We start from the raw sequence: 23,419 nt of genomic DNA on the forward strand, positions 1-23,419 counted from the left end.
GACGGTCCGGGCGCACCGTCAGGCCCGCCCGCCCGCGCCGGGCCCACCCTCCCGGCTCACGCCGAGAGGGCCTGCTGATCGCGGTCGTCGGCCTGGACGCAGGCGGCCGCCAACGCGTCCAAGGACATACCCAGCGCCGCGGCCAGGGCTGTCACGGTGAAGAACGCCGGAGTCGGCGCCCGACCGGTCTCGATCTTGCGCAGCGTTTCCGGTGACACCCCCGCCGCCGCGGAGACCTCCACCATGCTGCGGTCGCCTCGCGCCCGGCGTAGCAGCGCGCCGAACCGCTCTCCGCGCTGCCGTTCCGAGGGGGTCAAAGGAGTTCTCACCATGTCCGTGATACTAATACCGGTATAAGAATTGGTTCGCAGGCGCGTGAGGCCGCGTGTGCTGACGTGCAGCGTGAGCCGACGTGAGGCCGCATGGGCCGACGTGAGACAGGGAGTCGCAGGACATGGTGGAGATCAAGACCGACACGGCGCTGGACGCGATGAGGGAAGCCGGCCGCATCGTGGCCCAGGCCCTCGCCGCCGCCCGGAAAGCGGCGGCCGTCGGGGTGTCCCTGCGGGAACTGGACGAGGCGGCTCGTACGGTGCTGGCCGAGGCCGGAGCCGGCTCGCCCTTCCTCGGATACCAGCCCTCCTTCGCCCCGACCCCCTTCCCCGCGGTGATCTGCACCTCGGTCAACGACGCCGTCGCGCACGGCATCCCCACCGGTTACCGGCTGCGCGACGGCGACCTGGTCAGCGTCGACTGCGGAGCGAAGCTCGACGGCTGGACCGGGGACGCCGCCATCAGCTTCACCGTCGGAACGCCGCGACCCGCCGACGTGGCGCTGATCGACGCCACCCAGCGCGCTCTCGACGCAGGCATCGCCGCGGCGATGCCTGGCAACCGCATCGGCGACATCTCCCACGCCATCGGCACCGTCGCCCAGTCGGCGCGCTGCGGCATGCCCGCCGACTTCGGTGGCCACGGCATCGGCCGTCACATGCACGAAGACCCCCACATCCCCAACCGGGGGCGTCCCCGCCGCGGCTTCCCGCTCCGTCACGGTCTGACCCTCGCCATCGAGCCCATGCTCATGGCCGGAGGTAAGGATGCCTACCGCACCGGCGCCGACGGCTGGACCCTGCACACCATCGACGGCAGCCGGGCGGCTCACATCGAGCACACGATCGCCATCACGGAAGAGGGTCCCCGCATTCTGACCCTGCTCTGATCCGGACGGCGGACCGGCGGCCGCGCTTGGCTTGTCCGGGCCGCCCGCCTCCGGGCCCCGCCTTCGGGTCAGCCGTGCGAGACGTTCAGCCCGTAGAACGCGACCCGTGCGCCCTTCGTGGTGCTGTCGGAGGACGACTGGTTGTAGGAACCGGCCTTGAAGTACTGCTTGTACGGGAAGAACGACGACGGGATCGTGTAGCGCGTGGTGCTCCCGTTGACCGTCAGGCTGATCGTGTTGCCGCCGGACACGGCGATGGCGTAGGTCCATGTCTTGCCGACGGACACATTGCCCACGGTGTGCAGGGTCTGTCCGCCGGCGGGGGAGATCTCGGTGCCGACGACGATGTCGCCGTTCGACCGGTAGTACAGCTCCACCAGCGGCTTGGTGGAGGAGCCGCCGGAGCCGAGGTGGATCTGTCCCACGCACACGTTGGACGTCACCGACACCACGCGCAGGGTCGCGCTCAGTCGGTGGCTGCCGCTCAGCGACCAGTCCGCCGCGCCGCCGTTGCGGTTCATCTCCCGCAACTCGGAGCGGGCGTAATTGGAGTTCGGGGTGGTGACGCCCTTCTCGGGCGCCCAGAACGTCATAGCTCCGTCACGGGTGTCCGTGTAGAAGTACGAGTCCTGGAAGCCGTTCGAGCCCTGGAGCCGGGACGAGGAGATGGTCGTGGGACTGCCGGGCGACCCCACGGGCTCCTGCAACTGCCAGACCGACAGATCGAAGTTGCCGCCGGGAGCGACCTTCGGATCCGCGGCGCCCGCGCTCGATGTGCCCAACACGGTGACCACGGCGACAGTGGCCGCGACCGTCGCCGTCGCGAGAACTCTGGTACGGATCATGATGCCGTCCTTCGTGATGTGGGGGAGGAGCGGACGCGTTCATTCATGTGAACGACTGGTTCCCATGTGAACCTGCGTGTCGCGACCGTAAAGGTCTGAACCAACCCCGTCAAGAGGTCTCGTGGCCGTACAACCGTCGGCCGCTGCGGCGGGTCTGACTGAGTGACCAGGCAGTGAACGGGGGCGGGTCGCGGGTTCCGCGTGTGCCTCCGGTGGACAACGGGGGCATTCATGAAGACAGGTACGTATCTCAGGGCTGCGGTGGTCGGGGCGTTGGTGGCGGCCACGGTGTCCGTCGCCCCGGCCGGGGTCGCCGTATCGGCCCCGGACCGGGCGTCGGCTCCAGACCGGGCCTCGGCTCCGGCCTGGAGCACCTCCCTGGCGGGCACACTCTCGGACAACTCCTCGCTCTTCGACGTCGCGTCGGCGGGCCCGAACGCGGCCTGGGCGGTGGGGGTTCAGTACGTCGACGGGGCCGGCCAGGGCGTGATCCTGCGCTGGAACGGCAGGACCTGGCAGCAGCAGCCCACTCCCGACGTGCCGGGGGTCGGGGTGTGGCACGCCCTCGACGCCGTGTCGGCCCGCGACGTCTGGGCGTACGGCTGGGGCCAGGACGGCGAGACGCTGGCCCACTACGACGGCAGCCGGTGGAGTTCGGTGCCGCTGCCCGCGGGGGAGCGCTACGGCTTCGCGAAGCTCGCGGCCGTGCCCGGCAAGGTGTGGCTGGTGGGTGACACGGGGATCAGCTCCTACGCCCACGGCGTCTGGCGGACCACACCCCTCCCCGAGGGTGTGATGATCGGCGCGATCGAGGCGCGGAACTCCCGTGACGCGTGGGCGGTCGGGCAGTTCGCGTACGCCGGCCGGCCGGGCAGGTCCGTGCTCATGCACTGGGACGGCCGCGCGTGGACCGACCTCGCGCCGGCCGGCAGCGATATGCCGGTCACGGCCGTGTACCAGGAGTCCGCGCGCAATGTGTGGGTGACCGCCCTCACCCCCTACGTCGAAGACCAACGGCAGCAGACCAAGGTGCTGCACTGGGACGGCCGCGCCTGGCGCGACGTCACGGGGCCGGTCGACGGGCTGTGGGCCGGCGCCGTCACCGGCGACGGCAAGGGCACCGTGTGGGTCTCGGGCGATCCCTACGGTTACGAGGGCACCGCCCTCTACTGGCGTCTGCGCGAAGGCGTCTGGACCTCGGTCGCGGGCGACGCCGTCCCCGGAGGCCAGACCCAGTCGTACGATGTCGAAGCCCTCGCGCCCACCGGCCGCACCGGGCAGTTCTGGTCGGTCGGCTCCTATGGACTCATCACCGGGGAGTCCACCTCCGCCCAGTACGAGTTGATCCAGCGCTCGACCCGCTGAACCCGCCCCTGCGCACAGCGCGCACAACGCTCTTCGGCGCCCTCGCGCCGCCGAGGAACTCACCCGGTGAGCCGACGTCCGACTCGCCGCCGCCGCCTCCTTCTCCGGCCGCGAGGATTCCGGTAAGCGCCCGTGGGTGCCCGGCGCTCACCCGCGGGTGCGGGGAGGCGGTGAGATCGGCCCGACCGGTGTCGGGAGAAGGGACGATGATCCATCAGATCGAGGGCGATAACGACTCACCGGTCAGGCCCGGACGCCTGTGCCCCCCTCGCGGGGCCGGCCTGCACCCGTTTGCTTCTGTCCGGTGAGCTCGTACGACCGTCTCGCCGATCGCATGCCGTGCGAAACCGCTTGGCCAGGGCGAATTCACCCGCCTACGGTCCGCAGCGCGCCCCCGCGGTGCGGCACCGCTCCGATCACGATCTGCCCACTCCCGCCGGACATGAGCTTCAACCGTGCGCAGCGGGGCACTCCTCGGATGGAAATCTGGACCCTGGCGGCGCACCGGCGCGGATGAGGACAGCGCGTGAACACTCAACAAGCAGATCAGCCCTGGCGGTTGGCGGTCAGTACGGAGACGGTCGGCGACACCTTCGTCGTGACCGTGGCCGGAGAGATCGACCACCAGACGGGCGGCCCACTCAGACAGGCACTGAACCTCCCGGACGACGTTCCACCACGTGTGGTCGTCGACCTGCGACAGGTTCCCTTCATAGACTCCAGCGGCATCAACCTGTTCATCACCGCGCATCACACCCTCGCCGGTGCGGACGGCTGGCTGCGGCTGGCGGGAGCCGTGCCACCGGTGCTGCGCACCATCAAGCTCGTCGGCATCGACCAACTGGTCGAGTGTCACCCCACTGTCGAGCAGGCCCTCGGCCGCTGATCCGCGGGGGAGCGTCGTCCGTCTCCGGGCAACGCCTGGAGTACGCCGATGAGGGCTGCTCAGCTACGGGCGGCTTCGCGGACGGTCTGAGGGGCCTTCTTGTCGAGGGCGACGCGGACCAGGGCGGCCGCCAGCACGGCCGGTTCCGCGCCGTCCGCCAGGCGGAGCAGGGCGTCGGGCGTGGTGGGCAGGTCCAGGGCGCGGGCACCCTGGAGGGCTTTGGCGCCGAGATACGGCGCCGTCGCCGGCCAGACAGCCTGTGCTTCGCGCAGGAAGATGTCGGCGCCGGCCGGTCCCAGCCCCGGGAACTCCTGGAGCAGGCGCCGTATCGTCGCCGTGTCTCCGCCGGCCTGGTCCCGCAGCTTCCGCAGGTCACCTCCATAGCGTTCGGTGGCCAGCTTCGCGCCGTCGCCGAGCTGGGTGGCGGTGCGTTCGTCGTAGCGCCGGTAGCCACCGCGGCCGAGCGCATCCACCCGCTGCTGCCAGGAGGCCTCCGCCATGCCGCGCGGATCGCGCATCCCGGCGGCGGCCAGTTCCTTGGCAGCGGCGACCGCGATATCGGCGCGAATACGGGCACTGAGCAGACAGGCGAGCACGAGCAGCCGGTACAGCGGCTGAGGGGTGTCCTTGAGGCGAATGCCCGCCTGGTCGGCGTAGGTGCGGTCGTGGGCTTCCAGGAGCGCCCGCATCACCTCGCGTCGACTGGTCGTGGCCATCCACTCTCACCTCCGGAGACTGCGTACGAAACACCGCGTACCCGTATAGACCGGGTCGAATCAACCGATTCGAATCGGCCGGGTCGAATCAACCGGGCGGAATCAGATCGGTCGCATCGCGCGCCGCTCGGCGCCCGCATCGGACGGAGGCCGCGGGGCGGGGCGCGGAAACCCCAGGGGCTAACGGTCGACCGCTTCCTCACCGCCGCCGGGGGAGTCCCCGTTCCGGAGCATGCGCAGGACCGCCAGTTCGGCGACGCCGTGGGTGGCGGGGACGCCGTACGCGCCCTCCTCACCGAGGTGAGGCAGAACGGCGGCGATGGTCACTCCCTCTTCGTAGAGCTCGATCACCCGAGGGTTGATGTAGGAAGCCCGGCAGACCGCGGGTGTGTTGCCGAGATACTCGGCCACTTCGCGTGCCGTGCGAGCGATGGCCCGCCGCCGGGTGGTCTCACCGCGCGCGACCGACTGCGAGACGGCCAGCGCCACGGCGGCCATGACGGTGGCGTGCCAGGTGCGGAAGTCCTTGGCGGAGACGTTGAGGCCGGACACCTCCCTGAGATACGCGTTGACGTCCTCCCCGCTGACGTCGTGCCAAGCGCGCCGCTCCCAGTAGGCCAGCAGTCGGTCACCGCCGTTCCGGCGCCGCAGCAGAGCGGTCAGGCTACGGCAGACCGTGGGCTCCACCACGGTCTGGACGTGCTCCTTGCCGGCCTTGCCGGTGTAGGTGAAAAGGACGGCCCCCGCCCGGCACTTCGAGTGTTCGCGCAGCAAGGTGGTGAGGCCGTAGCTGTTGTTCTGTTCCGTGTAGCGGTCGCTGCCGATACGGAAGAGCCCGAGGTCGAGCATGCGTACGGCGGTGGCGAGGACCCGGCGACGGGTCTGCCCCCGGTCGCGCAGGTGATCCTCGACGACCTTCCGCACGTCGGGAAGTGCCTCCGCCAGGTCGAGTACGTGACTGTGCTTGGCCCGTTCCTGTTCGGCGCGGAAACGCGGGTGGTAGAGGTACTGGCGGCGTCCGGCGGTGTCGGTGCCGACGGCCTGGAGATGGCCGTTGGCCTTGCGGCAGATCCACACGTCCTGCCAGGCCGGTGGAATGACCAGCGCGTGGATCCGGTCCAGCTCCCGCGGATCGCTCAGCGGATCCCCGTCCGTGTCGAGATAACGGAAGCCCCGGCCGTGACGTCGGCGGCGATAGCCGGGCTCGGTGGGCCGACTGTGGTAGAGACGCACCCGACCTCCTGGAAAGTCCTCGGCAGTTCTCGGCAGTCCTCCGCGTGGAAGAACCGCTCCTTCCAGTACCCCCATCGCGGCACCGGAAAAATCTTCGTGCTCCGGGGGAGATTCCCCGCGGGTGCGCACGCCTCCTCTCGCGTACGACAGCGTTACGCCCTGAGGCCGACGGGTACCTATGTGCGGACGAATCGCCCGCCGCGAATGAGGAAACGAGGAGCACGATGGAGATCGGATACAAGCTGGCCGCCGAGGCGTTCGGACCGGCGGAACTCGTACGGCAGGCGGTTCTCGCGGAGCAGGCGGGCTTCGACTTCGTCGAGATCAGCGATCACTACCACCCCTGGCTCGACAACCAGGGGCACTCGCCCTTCGCCTGGACGGTGCTGGGGAGCATCGCGGCCAAGACCTCGCGTATCGGTCTCGCGACGGGCGTGACCTGCCCGACCGTGCGCTACCACCCCGCGATCATCGCCCAGGCGGCCGCCACCCTGGCCCTGCTGTCGGAGGGCCGCTTCGTCCTTGGCGTCGGCTCGGGGGAGCGGCTCAACGAACACGTCGTCGGCCGGGGCTTCCCCGACGCTGTCAGCACCCGGCACGAGCTGCTCAGGGAGGCCCTGGAGATCATCCGGCTGCTCTGGCGTGGGGGATACCGGTCCTACGAGGGCAAGCACCTGCGGCTGGAGGACGCCCGCGTGTTCGACCTCCCCGACACGCTGCCGCTGATCGCGGTGGCCGCCAGCGGGCAGGCCTCGACCCGCATCGCGGCTGAACTGGGCGACGGCCTGTTCGCCACGGAGGACAAGCCGGAGATCGTGCGGCACTACCGGGAGGCCGGCGGCACCGGACCTCGCTACGCGGAGGTTCCGATGGCGTGGGCGCCCGACGAGCACACCGCCGCGAAGGCGGCCCTGGAGACGTCCAGGTGGGCCCTGACCGGCTGGAAGGTCATGAGCGAGCTGCCCAACCCCGTCAACTTCGACGCCGCGACCACGACGGTGCGGGAAGAGGACATCCTCGGGAAGTTCGCCTGCGGCGCGGACCCTGCCCGGTACGTCGAGGTGGCCCAGCCGTTCGTCGACGCGGGCTTCGACAGGCTGGTCATGCAGAACGCCGGGCCCGACCCGGACGGTTTCATCGACTTCTACCAGCGCGAACTCGACGCACGCATTCGGCAGCTCAAGCCGAGTGGCACGCGCGCCTGACAGGCGCCCCGACTGCCGGGGTCGTGGGTGGGTACTAGCGGGCCATGCGGCTGAGCGTGGTGGATGTGGGTTCCAAGACGGTCCGGTTGGTGGTCGCGGACGCGGAGGGCGGAGTGCCGCTGCCGGTGCACACCGCGAAGTGGAAGACACGTCTGTCCGAGCAGGTCGAGGCGGACGGCCGTATCTCTGACGAGGACCTGCGGCAGTTGGTCGAGGCGGTCGGCGCGGCGGCCAGGACGGCCAAGGAGTGGGGCGCGGCCGAGCCGCTGGCCTTTGCCACGGCCGTGGTACGCAACGCGCCGAACCGCCTGGAGGTGCTGGATGCCGTCCGCACCGGGACGGGTGTGCGGATCTGCACGCTGCCGGGCGAGGTGGAGGCCGAGCTGACCTTCCTCGGTGCCCGGCGTTGGATGGGCTGGCAGGCGGGTCCACTCGCGTTGTTCGACATCGGCGGCGGCTCTCTGGAGGTGGCCTTCGGACGTGGCCGCCTGCCGGACTTCGCGGCCTCGCTGCCGCTTGGGGCGAACCGGCTGACGCTGGAGTTCTTCGAGGACCAAGGTCTGCCCAGTACGCGGAGCGTGAAGGCGCTGCGCCGCAGAACCCGCCACCAACTGCGGGACGTCGCCGCGCGGATCCGCTGGGAGGGCCCGCGGACGGCGGTGGCGACCTCACGCAACTTCCAGCAGCTCGCGCGTCTGTGCGGCGCCGCCCCCGGACGCCAGGGGCCATTCGTCCCCCGTCACCTGGAGTGCCGCGAACTGCGCTGCTGCATCGACACCCTCGCGGCGCTGTCGGCCGCCGAGCGCGCCGAGCTTCCGGGCATCTCCGTGCCGCGCGCCAAGCAGAGCCTCGCAGGAGCGATCGTGGCCCATACAGCCATGAAGCTGACGGGAATCAAGACCGTCACGATCTGTCCCTGGGCCATCCGCGAGGGAATCCTCCTCCGGTACATCGAGGACGGCCCCGCCTGGTGGTCGGCCGTCACGGAGCCCGGCGACGATGGGGGGACCGCGGGTGCGGTGCCCCTACGGATCGCCACACCCCCGGCCTGACCGGGGCCCGACTCCATGAGAGCCCCGAGCCCCACCAGGCCGCCGCCGGCTCGGTGTGGTAGCAGGCGATTGGGCGGGATGTGGCAGGGTACCCGCAATGTCATGAATGACGACGAGAAACTCCGTGCGGAACGGAGTGAATCGGAAGCGGAGCGGAACGACCGCAACTTCGCGGAACTCCTGCAAGAACTCCGTGTCGTACAGATGGGCGTGCAGATCCTTTTCGCGTTCCTGCTGACTCTGCCCTTCCAGTCCCGCTTCACCACCTTGGACTCGTTCCAGCGCGGAACCTACGTGACGACGCTGCTGCTGGCCGTACTGGCGGCCGTCATCTTCACCGCGCCCGCCGCCCTGCACCGCGGACTGTTCCGCGAGGGCGCGAAGGCCGAGATCGTCACCGGCTCCTCCCGCCTCGCCGGTGCCGGACTCGTGGTGCTCACGCTCGCGCTCACCTCGGCGGTGCTGCTGATCATCGACGTCGTGCACGGTGCTCCGGAAGCCTTTGTCGCTGCCGGTGCGACCCTGCTCACGTGTGTCCTCCTGTGGGCCGGACTGCCCCTGCTCGTCAGGCGTCATGTGACCCGGCGGAACACCTGACCCGACAGAGGGCCTACGCCCCGCCCGCACGGTCACGGCCAGGCGCGTATCGAGACTGCGCCACGACGCCTTCCGCCGCGTACCCCGCCATGTCACTCGTCGCGCGCACCGGCCCACCAGGTGTTTAACTCCTGTTGCTGTCTGCTGACGCTGTGACGGTCAACGTCGAGGGGAGATCCGGTGCCGGCCCCGGACGAGGACGCAGAGCTTCTGGAGGATCTCCTTTCCGATCCGGATGTCGCGGCACGCGACTTCGCGGCCGTGGTGCAACGCTGCGCAGCCGCTCTGGGTGTCCACCAGATCGTCGTGTACCTCGCGGATCTCCAGCAGCGGCACCTGATGCCGTTGACCGAGATCTCCTCGCCCCTCGACATCGACAACTCCCTCGCGGGCTGGGCCTACCGGACCCTCTCCCTGCGCGTCGAGGAGTCGGCGACGGGCGAGGTGATGATCTGGCTGCCGCTCGTCGACGGAACGGAGCGGCTGGGCGTGATGTGCGCGCACTCCGGATCGCTGGACGCCGTGAAACTCCGCCGCAGCCGCGCGACGGCGTCCCTGCTGGCGATGATGGTCACCTCGAAGCGGGCGTACAAGGAGACCTTCGTCCAGCGCACCCGCACCGAGACCATGCAGCTGCCCGCCGAACTGCTGCGGGCGTACCTGCCGCCCCGCACCATCGGCAACTCCGACGTCGTCTCCACGGCCGTGCTGGAGCCCGCCTACGAGGTGGGCGGCGACGCCTTCGATCACGCGCTGACGGCCACGACCCTGCACGCCGCGATGCTCGACTCCATGGGACACGACCTGGCCTCCGGCCTGACGAGTGTGGTCACGCTGGCGGCATGCCGCAATGCCCGGCGCACGGGTGCCGACCTGCCGGAACTGGTCATGTCCGTGGACGAGGCCCTCGCACGCTGGCTGCCCGATCAGTTCTGCACGGGAGTCCTCCTTCAGCTTGAACAGACGACCGGTGTGCTCCGGTGGATCAACTGCGGCCATCCGCCACCGCTGCTCATCAGGAACGAGCGTCTGGTCGAGGGGGCGTTGTCCCGTGAGGCGGACCCGCCCCTGGGACTGGCAGCCACGTTCCTCGACGCCCCGCGCACGGTGCACGAGATCTCCCTCGAACCCGGTGACCGGGTGCTGCTGTACACCGACGGTGTGACGGAGGCCCGTATGCAGGACGGGTCGCTCTTCGGGCTCGACCGCTTCGCCGAGTCCGTCATCCGAGCCACGGCCGGGGGAGAACTGGCCGCCGAGACACTGCGCCGCCTCATCCACTGGCTCCTGGACGCCGAGCACAGCAGGCTGCGGGACGACGCCACCATCCTGATGGTGGAGTGGCAGCCGCGCAGGGCGTGAGGCGTGCGAAACAGCAGCGTGAGCAGCCCTCTGCCGAGCGTCCGGGCAGGTCCGGCCTTCACTGAAAGCGGCGCTGACGGCCGGCAACCGGTTTTCGATATGCCCACGATATGGGCCGCCTCGTAGCCTCGGAGCATGCGAGTGCTGATCGTCGAGGACGAGCCCTACATGGCGGAGGCCATCCGTGACGGCCTGCGCCTGGAAGCGATCGCGGCGGACATCGCGGGAGACGGCGACACCGCTCTCGTACTGCTGAGCGTCAACGCCTACGACATCGCCGTCCTGGACCGGGACATTCCCGGACCCAGCGGTGACGAGGTCGCCAAGAGCATCGTCGCCTCCGGCAGTGGGATGCCGATCCTCATGCTCACCGCGGCGGACCGTCTCGACGACAAGGCCACCGGGTTCGAGCTCGGCGCGGACGACTACCTCACCAAACCGTTCGCGCTCCAGGAACTCGTGCTCAGACTCAGGGCACTCGACCGCAGGCGTGCCCACAACAGGCCGCCTGTGCGGGAGATCGCGGGCCTGCGGCTCGATCCGTTCCGCCGCGAGGTCTACCGCGACGGCCACCACGTCGCCCTGACCAGGAAGCAGTTCGCCGTGCTCGAAGTGCTGGTCGCCGCGGAAGGCGGCGTCGTCAGTGCCGAGGAACTCCTGGAGCGGGCGTGGGACGAGAACGCGGACCCGTTCACCAATGCCGTACGCATCACGGTCTCGGCACTGCGCAAGCGGCTGGGGGAACCCTGGGTGATCGCCACGGTGCCGGGGGCCGGGTACCGCATCGACGCGCAGCCGGAGACCGGACCTGGGGGAGGGGCGCATGGATAGGGCGCCGGGATTGAGCGTCCGCATCAAGCTCACCCTCAGCTACGCCGGATTCCTCATGTTCGCGGGCGTCCTGCTGCTCGCCGCGGTGTGGGTGTTCCTCCTGCGGTACGTCCCCGATCGCGCGATGCTCATCAACGCCGACGACAAGCCCACGAACGGCGTTTTCCCCGTCCGCTCCACACTCCTGAACGTCTTCGCTCCGAGAGCGGCCGCGGTGCTGGCGTTCCTGCTGCTTCTCGGTCTTCTGGGAGGCTGGCTCCTCGCGGGCCGCATGCTCGCCCCGCTGACACGCATAACGGACGCCACGCGCACGGCCACGAGAGGATCCCTCTCGCACCGGATCAGGCTGCCCGGCCGCAGAGACGAGTTCCGCGACCTCGCCGACGACTTCGACACGATGCTCGCCCGGCTCGAAGCGCACGTCGACGAACAACGGAGATTCGCGGCCAACGCCTCGCACGAACTGCGTACCCCCCTGGCGATCTCGCAGGCGCTTCTCGACGTGGCTCGCGGCGATCCGACGCAGGATCTCCGCGTGGTCATCGACCGCCTGGACGCCGTCAACGCCCGCGCGATCGACCTCACCGAGGCGTTGCTCGTGCTCAGCCGCGCCGACCGGAGGTCCTTCACCCACGAACCGGTCGATCTGTCCCTGCTCGTGGAGGAAGCCACCGAGACCCTGCTCCCGCTCGCCGAGAAGCGCGGAGTCACCATCGAGACCTCCGGTGACACCGTCCCGGCCTTCGGGTCGGGAGCCCTCCTGCTCCAGCTGACGACGAACCTCCTGCACAACGCGATCGTGCACAACCTGCCCGGCAAGGGCACGGTGTTGGTCGAGACCGGCTCCGGCCCCGAGACCGTGGTGCTCACGGTCGAGAACAGCGGCGAGAAGCTCTCCCCCCAGCTGGTCGCGACTCTCACCGAGCCGTTTCAGCGCGGCACCGAACGCGTTCGCGGCCACCACGCGGGTGTCGGCCTCGGCCTCGCCATCGTCAAGCGGATCACCGAGGTGCACGACGGATCCCTCACCATCACCCCGCGCGCCGCGGGCGGCCTCCGTATCGCCGTTCAACTGCCCGCCCCACCGGCACATTTCACCGACAGGACGTCCGATCAGTGAGTGAAGCACTACGAGAAGTTCCGGATGCCGGACAGTCACATGACGTCGAGGACCGCGCCGAGATCCTGGAAACCGGGGACGCCGGGAAGGGCGGCGCCGGTCGCGAGGACACCACCTCGGGAGCCTGGCGCGCGCGTGCCCGCCGGGCGATCCGCGGCCTCTCCCGACCCGGCCCGTGGAAGCGCGGCCCGGTGCTCGCGGCGCTGGCGCTACTGCTCGGCCTGGTCATGCTGCTGCACGCGGAGATCACCGACTGGGGCGGCCTCGGCAGTCTGCTGGAGACGTTCCTGCCCTGGTTCGGCCTGTTCATCCCGGTGCTGCTCGCCGCAGCGCTGTGGCGTCGCTCCGCCGCGGCGGTCGTCGCGCTGCTGCTGCCGGTCGTGGTGTGGCTGAGCCTCTTCGGCGGGCTGCTCCTCGACAAGTCCCGGTCGGGCGGCGACCTCACCGTGGTCAGCCACAACGTCGGCGCCGAGAACTCCGACCCGGCCGGTACCGCGCGCGACCTGGCCGCCTCCGGGGCGGACCTGCTGGCCCTGGAGGAGATGCCCCCGCGGGCCAGGGCCACGTACGAGGAGGAGTTGGCGGAGGCGTATCCCTACCACGTGGTGAAGGGCACGGTCGGGCTGTGGAGCAGGCTGCCGCTGTCGGACACCCGGATGATCACCGTCGTACGCGGCAACGTCGGGCCGCTGGCGGAATCCAGGTCGGCCGGCATCCCGGTGGACCCGCCCCGGGCGCTGCGCACCACGGTGGCCACGGACCGGGGACCGCTGGCGGTGTACGTGGCGCACCTGGGGTCCGTGCGGGTGATGCCCAGGGGCGGCTTCTGGACGGACTCGCGTGACTTCGGCGCGGTCGCGCTCGCCAAGGCCGTCGCCGCCGAGCGGATCGGGCGGGTGGTGGTGCTCGGCGACATGAACGGCACCGCCGACGACCGCGCGCTCGACGGCCTCACCTCTCAACTGGACTCGGTGCAGGAGGAGGCCGGGGACGGCTTCGGTTTCACGTGGCCGGCGTCCTTCCCGGTGGCGCGGATCGATCAGATCCTGGTCAGGGGCGTGGAGCCGGCGAGCTCATGGGTGCTGCCTGCGACCGGCAGCGATCACCTGCCTGTGGCGGCCGGAATCAGCTGGTGAGTGCCGCGCGTTCGCGCCGTTGCGCCGAGCCTTCCCCCGCGGACGCGCGGACGCGCGGAACGTGGGATCGGCGGGAGGCGTCGCTCGACCTCCCCAGGCGTTGCGCTGCCTCCCGCCGGGCACCGACTACCCGATAAACAGGGATGTACACATACTCCCGGAAGGACCGCGGCCGGCTCTCCCGTTCCGTACCTGACCAGGCAGGACGCGGAGAACGACCACGCGGATGACCTCGGGCGAGCCCGCATTGTCAGTGGGGGCTGGGACGCTGGACGTCATGGACAGGGACGATGAGCAGCTGCTGCGCGGGCGGGTCTACGGCCAGGACCATGACGACCCACGCCAAGGCCCCCAATCCGGCCGCACCTACGTCGAACTGGTCGGTGGGCCACTGGACGGCCTGCTGCTCGACATCACCGGCTGGACACCGGCCGAGATCGACACCGGTGGCGCCCTTCAGACGGAGCTCGGTCAGTTCGGTCCCGGCGGACGGGCGGTGTACGACCCGCGCCCCGGTGACCGGAGCCGCTGGGACTGGTCCGGCGACACTCCCTGACCGATGACCGCGGCGTTCCCTGACCGAAGGGGTCGGGCCAAGGCGGGCGCGGGGGGCATCTCCGTGCGACGACGTGCGACATGTGACGACGTGCGACATGCAACGACGTGCGACACGCGATGCCCACCGCGCCCGCCGGGACTCACCCGGAGGTCACGGACCCCCTCTGGTCACGGTCCGAATCCGCTGACACGGGCCGGGAATCGGCGGTGACGTCCTGGGGCAGTGCCCAGCGCAGCGACTTGGGACGCCGCCCGCCGGACCGCGTACCGGGCCTCCTCGTGGCCAGGAACGTGACCAGCGCCGTCAGGGCCGCCAGCGCGGCGAGCACTGCCGCGAGACCTGCGAGCATCGGCGGCGCGAGGGTCAGATCCAGGGCCCTGGACAGGCGGGCCGAGTGGATCCGGCCCTCCAGGAGCTGGGCGACGGCGAGAGCCGCCGGAACCACCACTCCCAGGACGAGAACCGGCAACGTACTCCTACGGATGAGGGTCAGCCCCAGCAGGACGCACAGCCCGCAGGCGCCGATCACGAACCCGTAGGCGACGAGGGAGGCTCCGTCCCGGTGCGGCGGGAAGTGGGCCAGACCGCACACCACGAGCATCAGGACCGCGACCAACCGGGGCCAGGCGGGGGAGTCGCCGCCGATGGCCGTCCGGTTACGGCGTGCTCGGGCCGTACGGCTGCTGATGGCTGCCGCGTCAACGTCGTCTACGAGCCGGTCTCCTGACGGTCCGTCGGTGGACGAGGGCGAACCGCTCACGCCTTGGGCCCGCTGTGTCCCCTTCCGTGTCGAGGAATCACGCTGCCGGGCCTCGCGTACGTCCTGTTCCTCGGCCATGCGGCCGATCAGCTCGACCAGTTCCTCGACCGGCCGGCTGGTGGCGGCCGCCCGTACCGCTGCCTCGCCGCAGTGGGGTTCCAGCGAGGGCTGGTGCAGCAGCGCCATCAGCCTGGTGACGTCCGCGACGGGCCGGCCCTCGGCCGCCGCGCGAATCGCCTCGTCGGCGCTGTCGGCGCTTCTCGGCGGCCGGGTCAGCAGAGCCACCAGCCGTGACACGTCCTCCACAGACCGGTCCGTGCCGACCGCACGCAGCGCGTCGACCGTGGCCTTCGCGTACTCCGGGGACTGCTCCAGCAACTCGATGAGCTGGATGACCTCGTCCAGGGGCCGGTCGGCGATGGCCGCGTGCACCAGCCCGTCGACCGGGTTGATGTACGAGTGGTGGTCGTCGTCCGCCGGATCGGGGAGCGGCTGGTCGAGCGGGTCGGCGACGGCCTCGACAGGGTCGGAGTGCCGCTGGTCGACCTCGTCGACCTTGTCCGTCGCCTCGGTGTGACGCGGGGGGCGCTGCTCGAACTCGCTCGCCGGGTCGGCGTACCGGTGCTCCGCCGGGTCGGAGTACCGGTGGTCCGTTGGCTCGGGGTACCGGCGATCCGCGCGGTCGGGATACCGGTTGTCCGCGGGCTCGGGGTATCCGTGGTCCGCGGGCTCGTCATACCGGTGGTCGGTCGCGTCGGCGTACCGCTGACGAGCCCGGCGCGGCCTGTCCGCCGCCTCGTCCGGCGCGGTGGGCCAGGGGGCGGAGACGGGTGGCGGCGGCACGGGTGCGTCGACCGCGTTCTCGGGCGATATACCGGATCGATCGGAGTCGAAAGGGGGGCGGGTTGTCATACTCGGCTCCATACGAAGGGTGCAGTCGCTGTGGTGGACCGCAGATGCGGCCCGAGTGTCTCTGCGACCCTTTCTAAGCGGCCCCGCCGGACACCGCCATTGGGATGCGGCACACGTGTGAAACCGGTCTGAGCTGGTTTGCGTGCGGGAAGTCGGACCCGGCAGGCTCACCGACGACCTTGCTGAGCCTGCCCCGCCAGCGCCCGTTGCCGGGCATGCTCCACCGCCTGCGTGAGCGCCGCGATGTCGTAGACGCCGTGGTGACGCCGTCCGTTGACGAAGAAGGTGGGCGTACCGGACACCCCGCTCAGGTCCGCGGAGTCCACGTCCTCCGCCACCCGGCGTGCTCCGCGGTGTCGTTCCATGTCCTTACGGAACGCGTCCACGTCCAGGCCGAGCTCCCGCGCGTAGCGCATGAGGTCGCGCCCGCTCAGTGCCTCCTGCCGGTCCAGCAGCAGATCGTGCATCTCCCAGAAGTAACCCTGCTCCGCCGCCGCTTCGGACGCCTCCGCCGCCAGTTGTGCGTCGGGATGCACGTCCGGCAGTGGCAGATGCCGCCATACGTAGCGCACGTCCGCCTCGCTGCCCAGCAGATCCCGCACCACCTGCTCGGCCCGCCCGCAGTAGGGGCACTGGAAGTCCCCGTACTCCACCACCGTCACCACGGCGTGCTCGGGGCCGCGGATCCGGTCGTGCCGCGCGTCGACCGCCACCGCCAGGTCCGTCAGCGGATCGGACCTTCCCAGCAGTGCCCGCGCCCGGCGCCCGGCAGGCAGCAACGCCACCACTCCCGACACCACCCAGCTGACCGCGAACGCACCGATCAGGGTCGCCAGAATGCCGATGCGCGCCTGGTCCAGCTCCTCTCCCTCGAAGGCGAGAGCGGCGATCAGCAGGGACACGGTGAAGGCCGCCCCGGCGATCGCCCCGCCCGCGGTGACCGAGCCCCAGCCCACGTTGGGCTTCAGACGTCCGCGCGACAGCCACTGTGCGGCCGACATCGAGCCCACGATCCCGAGCACCTTGCCGACCACGCATCCGCACAGGATGCCCAGCGTGATCGGTGAGGTGAACGCGTCGGCCAGCTTGCCGCCGCTCAGTTCGATGCCGGCGTTCGCCAGCGCGAACAGCGGCACGATCCCGAAACTCACCCAGGGCAGGAACCGTTGCTCCAGCCGCTCGTTCGGGGAGATCGCCGCGGCCAGGCCTCGTACGGCCGAGCGCTGCAATTCGGGCGTCGGCTGCTCGCGGAAGAGCCGGAACAGCCGGCTCGCCCGCTCCAGATCCTCCCGTGGCGCCGGATAGGCGATGACCAGCGCCCCCACCGCCAGGCCCGTCACGACGGGATCGACCCCGGCCTCGTGCAGGGCCACCCACACCACCACCGACAGCACGGCGCAGTACGCGCCGCCGCGCACCCCCGACAGCCGCAGCACGGCGATGGCCACCAGCGCGCCCAGCGCGACCAGCAGCGCGGGCACCGAGATGTCGTCGCTGTAGAACACGGCGATCACCAGCAGCGCGACCAGGTCGTCGACGACCGAGATGGACAGCATGAACGCCCGCAACGACGCGGGCAGCCGGGATCCGAAGACCGCCAGGATGCCCAGCGCGAACGCCGTGTCCGTCGACATCGCCGTACCCCACCCGTGCACGGAGTCGTGACCCGCGTTGAACGCGACGTAGATCAGCGCCGGGACGACCATGCCGGCCAGCCCGGCCACCGCACTGAGCAGTACCCACCGCCGGTCCCGCAGTTCCCCCATGTCGAACTCGCGCCGCGCCTCCAGTCCGACCACGAAGAAGAACAGGCTCATCAGCCCGGCGTTGATCCACTCATGCAGCTCCAGCGACAGGTGGTGGGTGTCGAAGCCGATGGTGAAGTGGGTCTTCCACACGGCCTCGTAGGAGTGCACGTCGATGTTGGCCCACACCAGCGCCGCGGCCACCGCGACGAGCAGCAGGGCGGCGCTGCCCGTCTCGGTCTGCGCGAAGGTCCGCAGGCGCGCACTGCTGTGGGTGGACCGTCCGCGAAGCGCCTCGTCAGGCTGGTTGCCGCTCACCGGCCGATTATCGCCCCAGCCCGCGCGGTGGGCCCGTGGACCACCCCGATCACCCGGACCCCACCTGGTTGGAGCAGCCTCCCGCAGCGCGGGCCGGCCGCCCTCCGCTGGGACTCCGTCGGTCCGCCGGTCACCGTCTCGGACCCGCCACGGCGTAGACCGCGATGCCGGTGACCGTGAGGGCGAGGGCCGTCCAGGTGCCGGCCGCCGTACCGGGGGGCAGCAGCATCCAGGTCGCCACCTGCGTCGGCATACTCGTCGGAGGCGGCGCGAAGAACGTGTACGAGAGCCAGGCGAACGGCACCGTCCAGGCGTACTGCGCGCCCGAGATGGCCGCGCCCAGGGCCGCCAGTCCCATCAGGCCCGCGCTGTCCCGTACGACGAACTCGGTGGTGGCCATGTCCTCGCCCGTGTTCTGCACCGCCAGCAGCACCCCGCCGACGACCGCGCCGGCGAGCAGTACGTGTGCCGCCCGGCGGGGCGCCCAGCGGATCGCCGCCGTCCGGTCCAGCGCGAGATCCTGCCCGCCGAGCCCGACCGAGGCCGCCATCGCCCCCATGGCGAGGACGAGTACCGGCAACCGCGGATCACCAGGCCCCTCGCCGCGGACCAGAGCCCACACGGCCACCGCGCTGACCAACACCGCGGCGAGGGACACAGGCACCTGACGGGAGCGCGCGTACAGCGTCAGCCATCTCATCGGGGCGCACCGCCCGACAGCACGTCGAACGCGTCGCCCTCGCAGGACAGCGCGGCGGCGCGCGTCGCGTTGATCCGCGAGAGCTGCTCGGACCGGGGCAGAGCCTTGAGCTCCGTCCACACCGGGCGGGTCTCGGCGTCGGCCTCGCGGCGCAGACCCGCGGGGTACGTGCCGGGGAGCGGCCTGAGGTCCCCGAGGACCCAGCCGACCGCGACGGTGCGCGCGAACTCGTCCCTGCCCGTGCCGCTCCACCCGACGGGGAAGCAGCCCGGCACCATGCCCTGGGCGATCAGGGCCACGGTCAGCTCCTCGCCCTCCGCGGCGGCGATGATCTCGTCGTCGAAGTCGAAGAGCACGGCCTCGCGGGACCACTGGGGCATGCTGCCGTCCGGCAGCACGGCGGTGTTCTCGCGGATCGAGACCGGGGCCTGTCCGCCGAGCGCGCCGTGCAGCAGGCGCAGCGCCTCCTTGCCGGGACCCGCGAGGCCGGCGAGCCGCGCCTGATGCGTCCTGGTCACGCACACCGGGCCGTCGCACACCAGCTCCGCGGCCGCCTCGTCCACGACGTACATCCGGCGCGGGTCGGAGGGAAGGACGAGCAGGGCGAGCGCCGCGCCCGCCAGGACGGGTGTCAGGGCGATCAGACGGGTGCGCGGGGTCGCGGCGACCAGCAGGGCGAAGCCGGTCGCGGCCATGCCGAGCAGCCAGACCGTCTGCCCTACGTGCACGGCGGCGGAGAGGGTGACGAGCACATCGCGGACCTCTTCCACGGCCGGTGACAGCAGGGAGACCTGGTTCGGCTCCGTGGTCGTGACGCCCGTCGTCGTGGCCGTCTCCGTCCGGCCGAGCGAGGTGTGCATGAGAACCGTGAACACGAAGGCGCCCATGGCCAGTGCCGGAGGGGTGAGTACGGACGGCAGGGCTCGCCCGGCCCCCATGCCCAGCACCGCACCCGCGACCAGGGAGAGCGCCCCCACCAGCGAGATCGGCAGCCAACCGAGGTGCGTGTAACCGGCGTTGGCGACCACCTGGACCGCGCCCATCAGGACGAGGAGTGAGAAGGCCGAGGCCAGCGTGATCGCCGTGGCGCCCGCCAGCGTGGCAGCGCGGTGGCGCGCCGGCCGCGGCGTGCTCGTCAGCAGCTCGGCCATCCTGGAGCGGTGGTCGCGCAGCCCTTGCAGCGCGCCGAGCCCCACGGCGATCGGCCACAGGTAGAACAACAGGCCGCGGGTCCACAGCGCCAGAGTCGTCCACTGAGCCGTCCACGCCGTGCTGCCCCTCCACCACGCGGCGTCGACCAGGTACAGGAACGCCAGCGCGCTCGCCAGGACCACGACACCGGCCCACGGGGCGACGGAACGCCGCAGCTCGATGCGCAGGACACGGAGGCTCACCAGGAACCTCCGGTCCGCTCGGGGCCGACCAGCAGCGCGGAGTAACCGCGTTCCAGCGGGCTGTCGCCCACGTGACCGGGGCCGCCCGCCGCGGCGAGCTCGTCCGGGGTGCCCTGGAAGACCAACCGGCCCTCGGCGAAGAGCACCACGTCGGAGCAGGCGGCCGCGACGTCCTCCACCAGGTGGGTCGAGACGACCACGCAGGTGTCCGTACCCAACTCCTGCAACAGCTGGCGGAATCGCAGCCGTTGCGCCGGATCCAGTCCCGCCGTCGGCTCGTCAAGCAGCAGGATCGCGGGGTCGTTGACGATGGCCTGGGCGATGCCGACCCTCCGCACCATGCCGCCCGACAGGGCTTTCATCCTCTCGTCGGCCCGGTCCGCCAGACCCACGCGCTCCACGGCGCGTTGCACCGCCGCGGGGATATCCGCCTCGGGCACCTCCTTCAGCCAGGCCATGTACTCGACGAACTCGCGCACCGTGAAGCGCTTGTAGTAGCCGAACTCCTGCGGCAGGTAGCCGATCCGGCGGCGCAGCGCACGGTGTCCGCCCATGCCGCCCGCGGATTCGCCGAGCAGTTCCAGGGTGCCTGCGGTGGGACGCAGCACGGTGGCCAGCGTCCGGATGAGGGTGGTCTTGCCCGCCCCGTTGGGACCGAGGAGGCCGTGCACGCCGGTGCCGAGCGACAGGTCGAGGCCGTCGACGGCCATTCGTTTCCTGCCGACCCTGACCTTCAGCCCGGTCGCCCGGATCTCCCAGGCGTAGGCCGTCGGCGCTATGTCGGCAGCGCTCACCGCGGACGTCATGTGGTGTTCCTTTCCGGCGTTCATCGATGGGCTCCCAGTACGGCGTACGCGCCTCGTCGGGCGGAGACGACGCCGATCCCGAGCGCGAGGACCACTCCCCACAGGGGCAGAGCGTCCGACTGGAGTGCGAGGGCGGTACGGCTGGTGGCGAGGGTCGGCGCCACGACCACCGCGGCCCACACGAGCGCCAGCACGACGGCGGCGCGGGTCACGCCGAGGACACCGCCGAGTGCCAACGTCGCCGAGGTGAAGGCCAGGCAGGGCAGCAGCCACTGAGCCACCATCACGCCCGACGCCCAGCCGCCCACCAGCAGCGCGGGGACAACCACGCCGAGTACGGACGCGGTGCGCCGCAGCACCAGATGGAGACCGGCCCTGGGCGCGGAGGCCGTCAGTTCGTACGCCGGGTCCAGACCTCGCGACCAGGAAGCCGCGACGCCGAGTACGGGCAGGACCGGGGCGAGCAGCAGCACCAGGGACACGTTTCCGGTTCCGGTGCCGGCCAGGTCGAGGAGCAGCGCGAGCAGCGTCACGCCCACGACCATGGCCAGCCACGGCACCATCGTGGGCGTCATCCACCGCGACAGCCGCGCCGGCCATCGCCGTCCGCCCGGCATCCTGGCGACGAGGGCCAGTTGGGGTTCGAGTCCGGACCACACGGTGTCGACCAGCGCCGCCACGGCGGGCACCCCGACGTCGACCGCGGCCGACAGCCGGTCACGGCACACCCGGCAGGCCTCCAGGTGGGCTTCCAGGGCCCACACCTCGTCGGCGGCGATGTCCGTGTCGCCGCGCGCGTAACCGTCGATGATCCGCTTCGAGGCGTGTTCCACCCTCACGTCAGTGCCTCCCGCATCGCGATCCGGGCCCGGCGTGCACGGGTCTTGACCGTGCCCTCGGGCAGCCCGAGCAGGACCGCGGTCTCCCGGACGGACAACCCGTCGAGCACCATGGCCTGCAGTACCTGTCTGAGTTCCGGTGCGAGTCGCCGCAGCGCGTCCCCGACATCACCGCCTATGGCCGCCGCGAGCACCTCCTCCTCGGCGGCGGGCGCCGCGCCGGGCACAGCGGCGGCCGGCGGCTCCGCGTGGTGGGCCCTGCGCCGGAACGCGTCGACCAGACGTCGAGCCGCGATCGTCCACAGCCAGCCGGTGGCCGTACCTCCGACGCCGGCCCCGGCGAACGCACCCGCCGCGCGCCACACCGCCAGGTAGGTCTCCTGCATGACCTCCGCGACGATCTGCTCGTCGACACAGCGCCGGCGCAACCGAACCGCCAGCCACGGCGACGTACGCCGGTACAACTCCTCGAACGCGGCACGATCGCCCTTTGCCACCAGGCGGACGAGACGCTCCTCGTCGAGCTCGTGCAGCGGTGCCCTTGCTGATCTCACACCCGCTAGACGCCGGAGTCGGGCTGCGGGTTTTCCCCCTGACGTGATCCCCGCCACATGTGGGCGCTCATGAGCCCTGTTTGATCAAGCGTCACCTGAAGGACCGTCAGGCCCGGGGCGACCGGCGCCTGATCAACGGACACAGGCTCGTGAGGCTGCGGCCGACGGATCTACGAGGATTCGCGCACCACGAGTTCGGTGCGGAGGACGACGTGCTGGCGCGGTTCCTCGGGCCGGCTGATCTCTTCGAGGAGGATGCGGGCGATCGTCTGGCCGATCTCTTCGACGGGCTGACGCACGCTGGTGAGGGGCGGGTTGCTGTGCCGGGCGATGATGGAGTCGTCGAATCCGACCACGGCCACGTCATCGGGGACGGTGCGCCCCTGTCTGCGCAACTCCGCGAGCGCGCCCACCGCCATGACGTCCGAGGCGACGAACACGGCGTCGAGCGCGGGGAGTTGTTCAAGGAGTGTACGCATCGCGGCTTCACCGCCCTCCTCGGTGAAGTCCGCCGACACCACGAGCTCGTCGGTGGCCCGGTGGCCCGCCTTCTCCAGGGCCTCGCGCCACCCCTGGAGCCGGCTGCGTGCCACGTCCATGTCGAGGGGTCCGCTGATCGTGGCGATGGTCCGCCGTCCCCGTGCGAGCAGGTGGTCGACGGCTGTCGCGGCGCCGCCGGCGTTGTCGGAGTGCACATGGCTGAGCGACTCGTCGGGGGAGCGGCGCCCGGCGAGCACCGTGGGCAGCCCCATGTCCTCAAGGAGTCCGGGCAGCGGGTCGTGCTCGTGCACCGAGACCAGCAGCACTCCGTCGACACGCCGCTCCGCCACCGACTCGGTGAGCTGGTCCCGCTCGGCCTGGTCGCGTACGAGGACCAGTTGGAGCTGTGTCCGGGTCCTGGCGAGAGCGGTGCTGACGCCGCGGATGACCGCCGAGAAGTAGGGCTCGGAGCCCAGCCTGCTCTCCGACTCGGGAATCACCAGGGCCACGGAGTTCGTGCGGCTCGTCACGAGCCCCCGGGCCACCGAGTTCGGAACGTAGTTCAGCTCGGCGATGGCGGCGAGCACGGCGGCCTTCGCCTTGTCGCTGACGAGCTCCGAGCCGTTGATGACTCGTGAAACCGTGGTACGTCCGACACCGGCACGCGCGGCCACGGTTTTGATGGTCGGGCGTTGCCTGCCCCCCATGTCGCCTCCTCGCTCGCGCGGCGCCCGCGCGGCTTCCACCAGCGCATTGTGCCAGACCCGCGATGAGCGCCCGAA

At 70.9% G+C, this 23,419-nt stretch carries 23 protein-coding genes; 11 read left to right on the forward strand and 12 right to left on the reverse strand.

Annotated features, from left to right (window positions below):
- Positions 1-56: 56 nt before the first annotated feature.
- Entirely contained in the window at positions 57-332 is a 276-nt protein-coding gene (locus ACIP79_RS31780; protein WP_401228699.1) for a helix-turn-helix domain-containing protein, read from the reverse strand.
- A gap of 122 nt (positions 333-454) precedes the next feature.
- On the opposite strand from ACIP79_RS31780, the gene map reads away from it, so the two are divergent.
- Positions 455-1,222 carry a type I methionyl aminopeptidase gene (map, locus tag ACIP79_RS31785; protein ID WP_401228701.1) on the forward strand — a complete coding sequence of 256 codons (768 nt, stop codon included), beginning with the start codon at positions 455-457 and terminating at the stop codon, positions 1,220-1,222.
- 68 nt (positions 1,223-1,290) lie between these two features.
- Here the strand turns inward: map and ACIP79_RS31790 are convergent, their stop codons facing one another.
- Entirely contained in the window at positions 1,291-2,067 is a 777-nt protein-coding gene (locus ACIP79_RS31790) for a polysaccharide lyase family 7 protein (RefSeq protein ID WP_401228703.1), read from the reverse strand.
- Between the two features lie 231 nt (positions 2,068-2,298).
- On the opposite strand from ACIP79_RS31790, the gene ACIP79_RS31795 reads away from it, so the two are divergent.
- Both ACIP79_RS31795 and ACIP79_RS31800 read left to right on the forward strand, forming a co-directional pair.
- Positions 2,299-3,432: a hypothetical protein gene (locus tag ACIP79_RS31795; protein WP_401228704.1), complete on the forward strand. Its 1,134-nt coding sequence runs from the start codon at positions 2,299-2,301 to the stop codon at positions 3,430-3,432.
- A gap of 526 nt (positions 3,433-3,958) precedes the next feature.
- Positions 3,959-4,318, forward strand: a complete 360-nt coding sequence (locus tag ACIP79_RS31800) for an STAS domain-containing protein (RefSeq protein ID WP_401228706.1) — start codon at positions 3,959-3,961, stop codon at positions 4,316-4,318.
- Positions 4,319-4,377: 59 nt separating this feature from the next.
- Here ACIP79_RS31800 and ACIP79_RS31805 read toward each other — a convergent pair whose 3' ends face one another.
- A complete protein-coding gene (locus tag ACIP79_RS31805) occupies positions 4,378-5,034 on the reverse strand; it encodes an endonuclease (protein WP_401228707.1) in 657 nt (218 codons plus the stop codon).
- Positions 5,035-5,214: 180 nt separating this feature from the next.
- Positions 5,215-6,267 (reverse strand): DNA topoisomerase IB, encoded by a 1,053-nt coding sequence (locus ACIP79_RS31810; protein WP_401228709.1) that lies wholly within the window; start codon positions 6,265-6,267, stop codon positions 5,215-5,217.
- A gap of 224 nt (positions 6,268-6,491) precedes the next feature.
- Between ACIP79_RS31810 and ACIP79_RS31815 the strand changes: the two genes are divergently transcribed.
- From ACIP79_RS31815 to ACIP79_RS31850, 8 genes are all read left to right on the forward strand, one after another.
- The gene (locus tag ACIP79_RS31815) at positions 6,492-7,472 is read left to right on the forward strand and encodes a TIGR03557 family F420-dependent LLM class oxidoreductase (RefSeq protein WP_401228710.1); all 981 of its coding nucleotides are present in this window, start codon (positions 6,492-6,494) and stop codon (positions 7,470-7,472) included.
- Positions 7,473-7,516: 44 nt separating this feature from the next.
- On the forward strand, positions 7,517-8,524 hold the full coding sequence (locus ACIP79_RS31820; protein ID WP_401228712.1) for a Ppx/GppA family phosphatase: 1,008 nt from the start codon (positions 7,517-7,519) through the stop codon (positions 8,522-8,524).
- A 102-nt stretch (positions 8,525-8,626) separates the two neighbouring features.
- Positions 8,627-9,121 carry a DUF6328 family protein gene (locus ACIP79_RS31825; protein WP_401228714.1) on the forward strand — a complete coding sequence of 165 codons (495 nt, stop codon included), beginning with the start codon at positions 8,627-8,629 and terminating at the stop codon, positions 9,119-9,121.
- A gap of 180 nt (positions 9,122-9,301) precedes the next feature.
- Positions 9,302-10,483, forward strand: a complete 1,182-nt coding sequence (locus ACIP79_RS31830) for a PP2C family protein-serine/threonine phosphatase (RefSeq protein WP_401228716.1) — start codon at positions 9,302-9,304, stop codon at positions 10,481-10,483.
- Between the two features lie 135 nt (positions 10,484-10,618).
- Positions 10,619-11,314 carry a response regulator transcription factor gene (locus ACIP79_RS31835; protein WP_401228718.1) on the forward strand — a complete coding sequence of 232 codons (696 nt, stop codon included), beginning with the start codon at positions 10,619-10,621 and terminating at the stop codon, positions 11,312-11,314.
- Positions 11,307-12,434, forward strand: coding sequence for a sensor histidine kinase (locus ACIP79_RS31840; RefSeq protein WP_401228720.1), 1,128 nt, complete (start codon positions 11,307-11,309; stop codon positions 12,432-12,434). Before ACIP79_RS31835 ends, ACIP79_RS31840 begins: the two co-directional genes overlap by 8 nt.
- A gap of 149 nt (positions 12,435-12,583) precedes the next feature.
- Positions 12,584-13,570, forward strand: a complete 987-nt coding sequence (locus ACIP79_RS31845; RefSeq protein WP_401228837.1) for an endonuclease/exonuclease/phosphatase family protein — start codon at positions 12,584-12,586, stop codon at positions 13,568-13,570.
- A 277-nt stretch (positions 13,571-13,847) separates the two neighbouring features.
- On the forward strand, positions 13,848-14,126 hold the full coding sequence (locus ACIP79_RS31850) for a hypothetical protein (protein ID WP_401228722.1): 279 nt from the start codon (positions 13,848-13,850) through the stop codon (positions 14,124-14,126).
- Between the two features lie 142 nt (positions 14,127-14,268).
- On the opposite strand, the gene ACIP79_RS31855 is transcribed toward ACIP79_RS31850, so the two are convergent.
- The 8 genes from ACIP79_RS31855 to ACIP79_RS31890 all read right to left on the reverse strand — a co-directional run bounded on the left by ACIP79_RS31855 (position 14,269) and on the right by ACIP79_RS31890 (position 23,344).
- Positions 14,269-15,801: a hypothetical protein gene (locus ACIP79_RS31855; RefSeq protein ID WP_401228724.1), complete on the reverse strand. Its 1,533-nt coding sequence runs from the start codon at positions 15,799-15,801 to the stop codon at positions 14,269-14,271.
- Positions 15,802-15,968: 167 nt separating this feature from the next.
- Entirely contained in the window at positions 15,969-17,864 is a 1,896-nt protein-coding gene (gene nhaA, locus ACIP79_RS31860) for a Na+/H+ antiporter NhaA (RefSeq protein WP_401228726.1), read from the reverse strand.
- Between the two features lie 130 nt (positions 17,865-17,994).
- Positions 17,995-18,564: a hypothetical protein gene (locus ACIP79_RS31865; RefSeq protein WP_401228728.1), complete on the reverse strand. Its 570-nt coding sequence runs from the start codon at positions 18,562-18,564 to the stop codon at positions 17,995-17,997.
- A complete protein-coding gene (locus ACIP79_RS31870) occupies positions 18,561-19,958 on the reverse strand; it encodes a hypothetical protein (RefSeq protein WP_401228730.1) in 1,398 nt (465 codons plus the stop codon). Before ACIP79_RS31870 ends, ACIP79_RS31865 begins: the two co-directional genes overlap by 4 nt.
- Positions 19,955-20,788 carry an ABC transporter ATP-binding protein gene (locus ACIP79_RS31875; protein WP_401228732.1) on the reverse strand — a complete coding sequence of 278 codons (834 nt, stop codon included), beginning with the start codon at positions 20,786-20,788 and terminating at the stop codon, positions 19,955-19,957. The genes ACIP79_RS31870 and ACIP79_RS31875 overlap by 4 nt, the downstream gene beginning before the upstream one ends.
- Complete coding sequence (locus ACIP79_RS31880; RefSeq protein WP_401228734.1) at positions 20,785-21,603, reverse strand: zf-HC2 domain-containing protein; 819 nt, start codon at positions 21,601-21,603, stop codon at positions 20,785-20,787. Before ACIP79_RS31880 ends, ACIP79_RS31875 begins: the two co-directional genes overlap by 4 nt.
- Positions 21,600-22,157 carry an RNA polymerase sigma factor gene (locus ACIP79_RS31885; RefSeq protein WP_401228736.1) on the reverse strand — a complete coding sequence of 186 codons (558 nt, stop codon included), beginning with the start codon at positions 22,155-22,157 and terminating at the stop codon, positions 21,600-21,602. The genes ACIP79_RS31880 and ACIP79_RS31885 overlap by 4 nt, the downstream gene beginning before the upstream one ends.
- 170 nt (positions 22,158-22,327) lie before the next feature.
- Positions 22,328-23,344, reverse strand: coding sequence for a LacI family DNA-binding transcriptional regulator (locus ACIP79_RS31890; protein WP_401228738.1), 1,017 nt, complete (start codon positions 23,342-23,344; stop codon positions 22,328-22,330).
- Positions 23,345-23,419: the final 75 nt, after the last annotated feature.

Origin of the sequence: Streptomyces sp. NPDC088747 (assembly GCF_044751025.1) — a bacterium.
Taxonomy (GTDB): domain Bacteria; phylum Actinomycetota; class Actinomycetes; order Streptomycetales; family Streptomycetaceae; genus Streptomyces.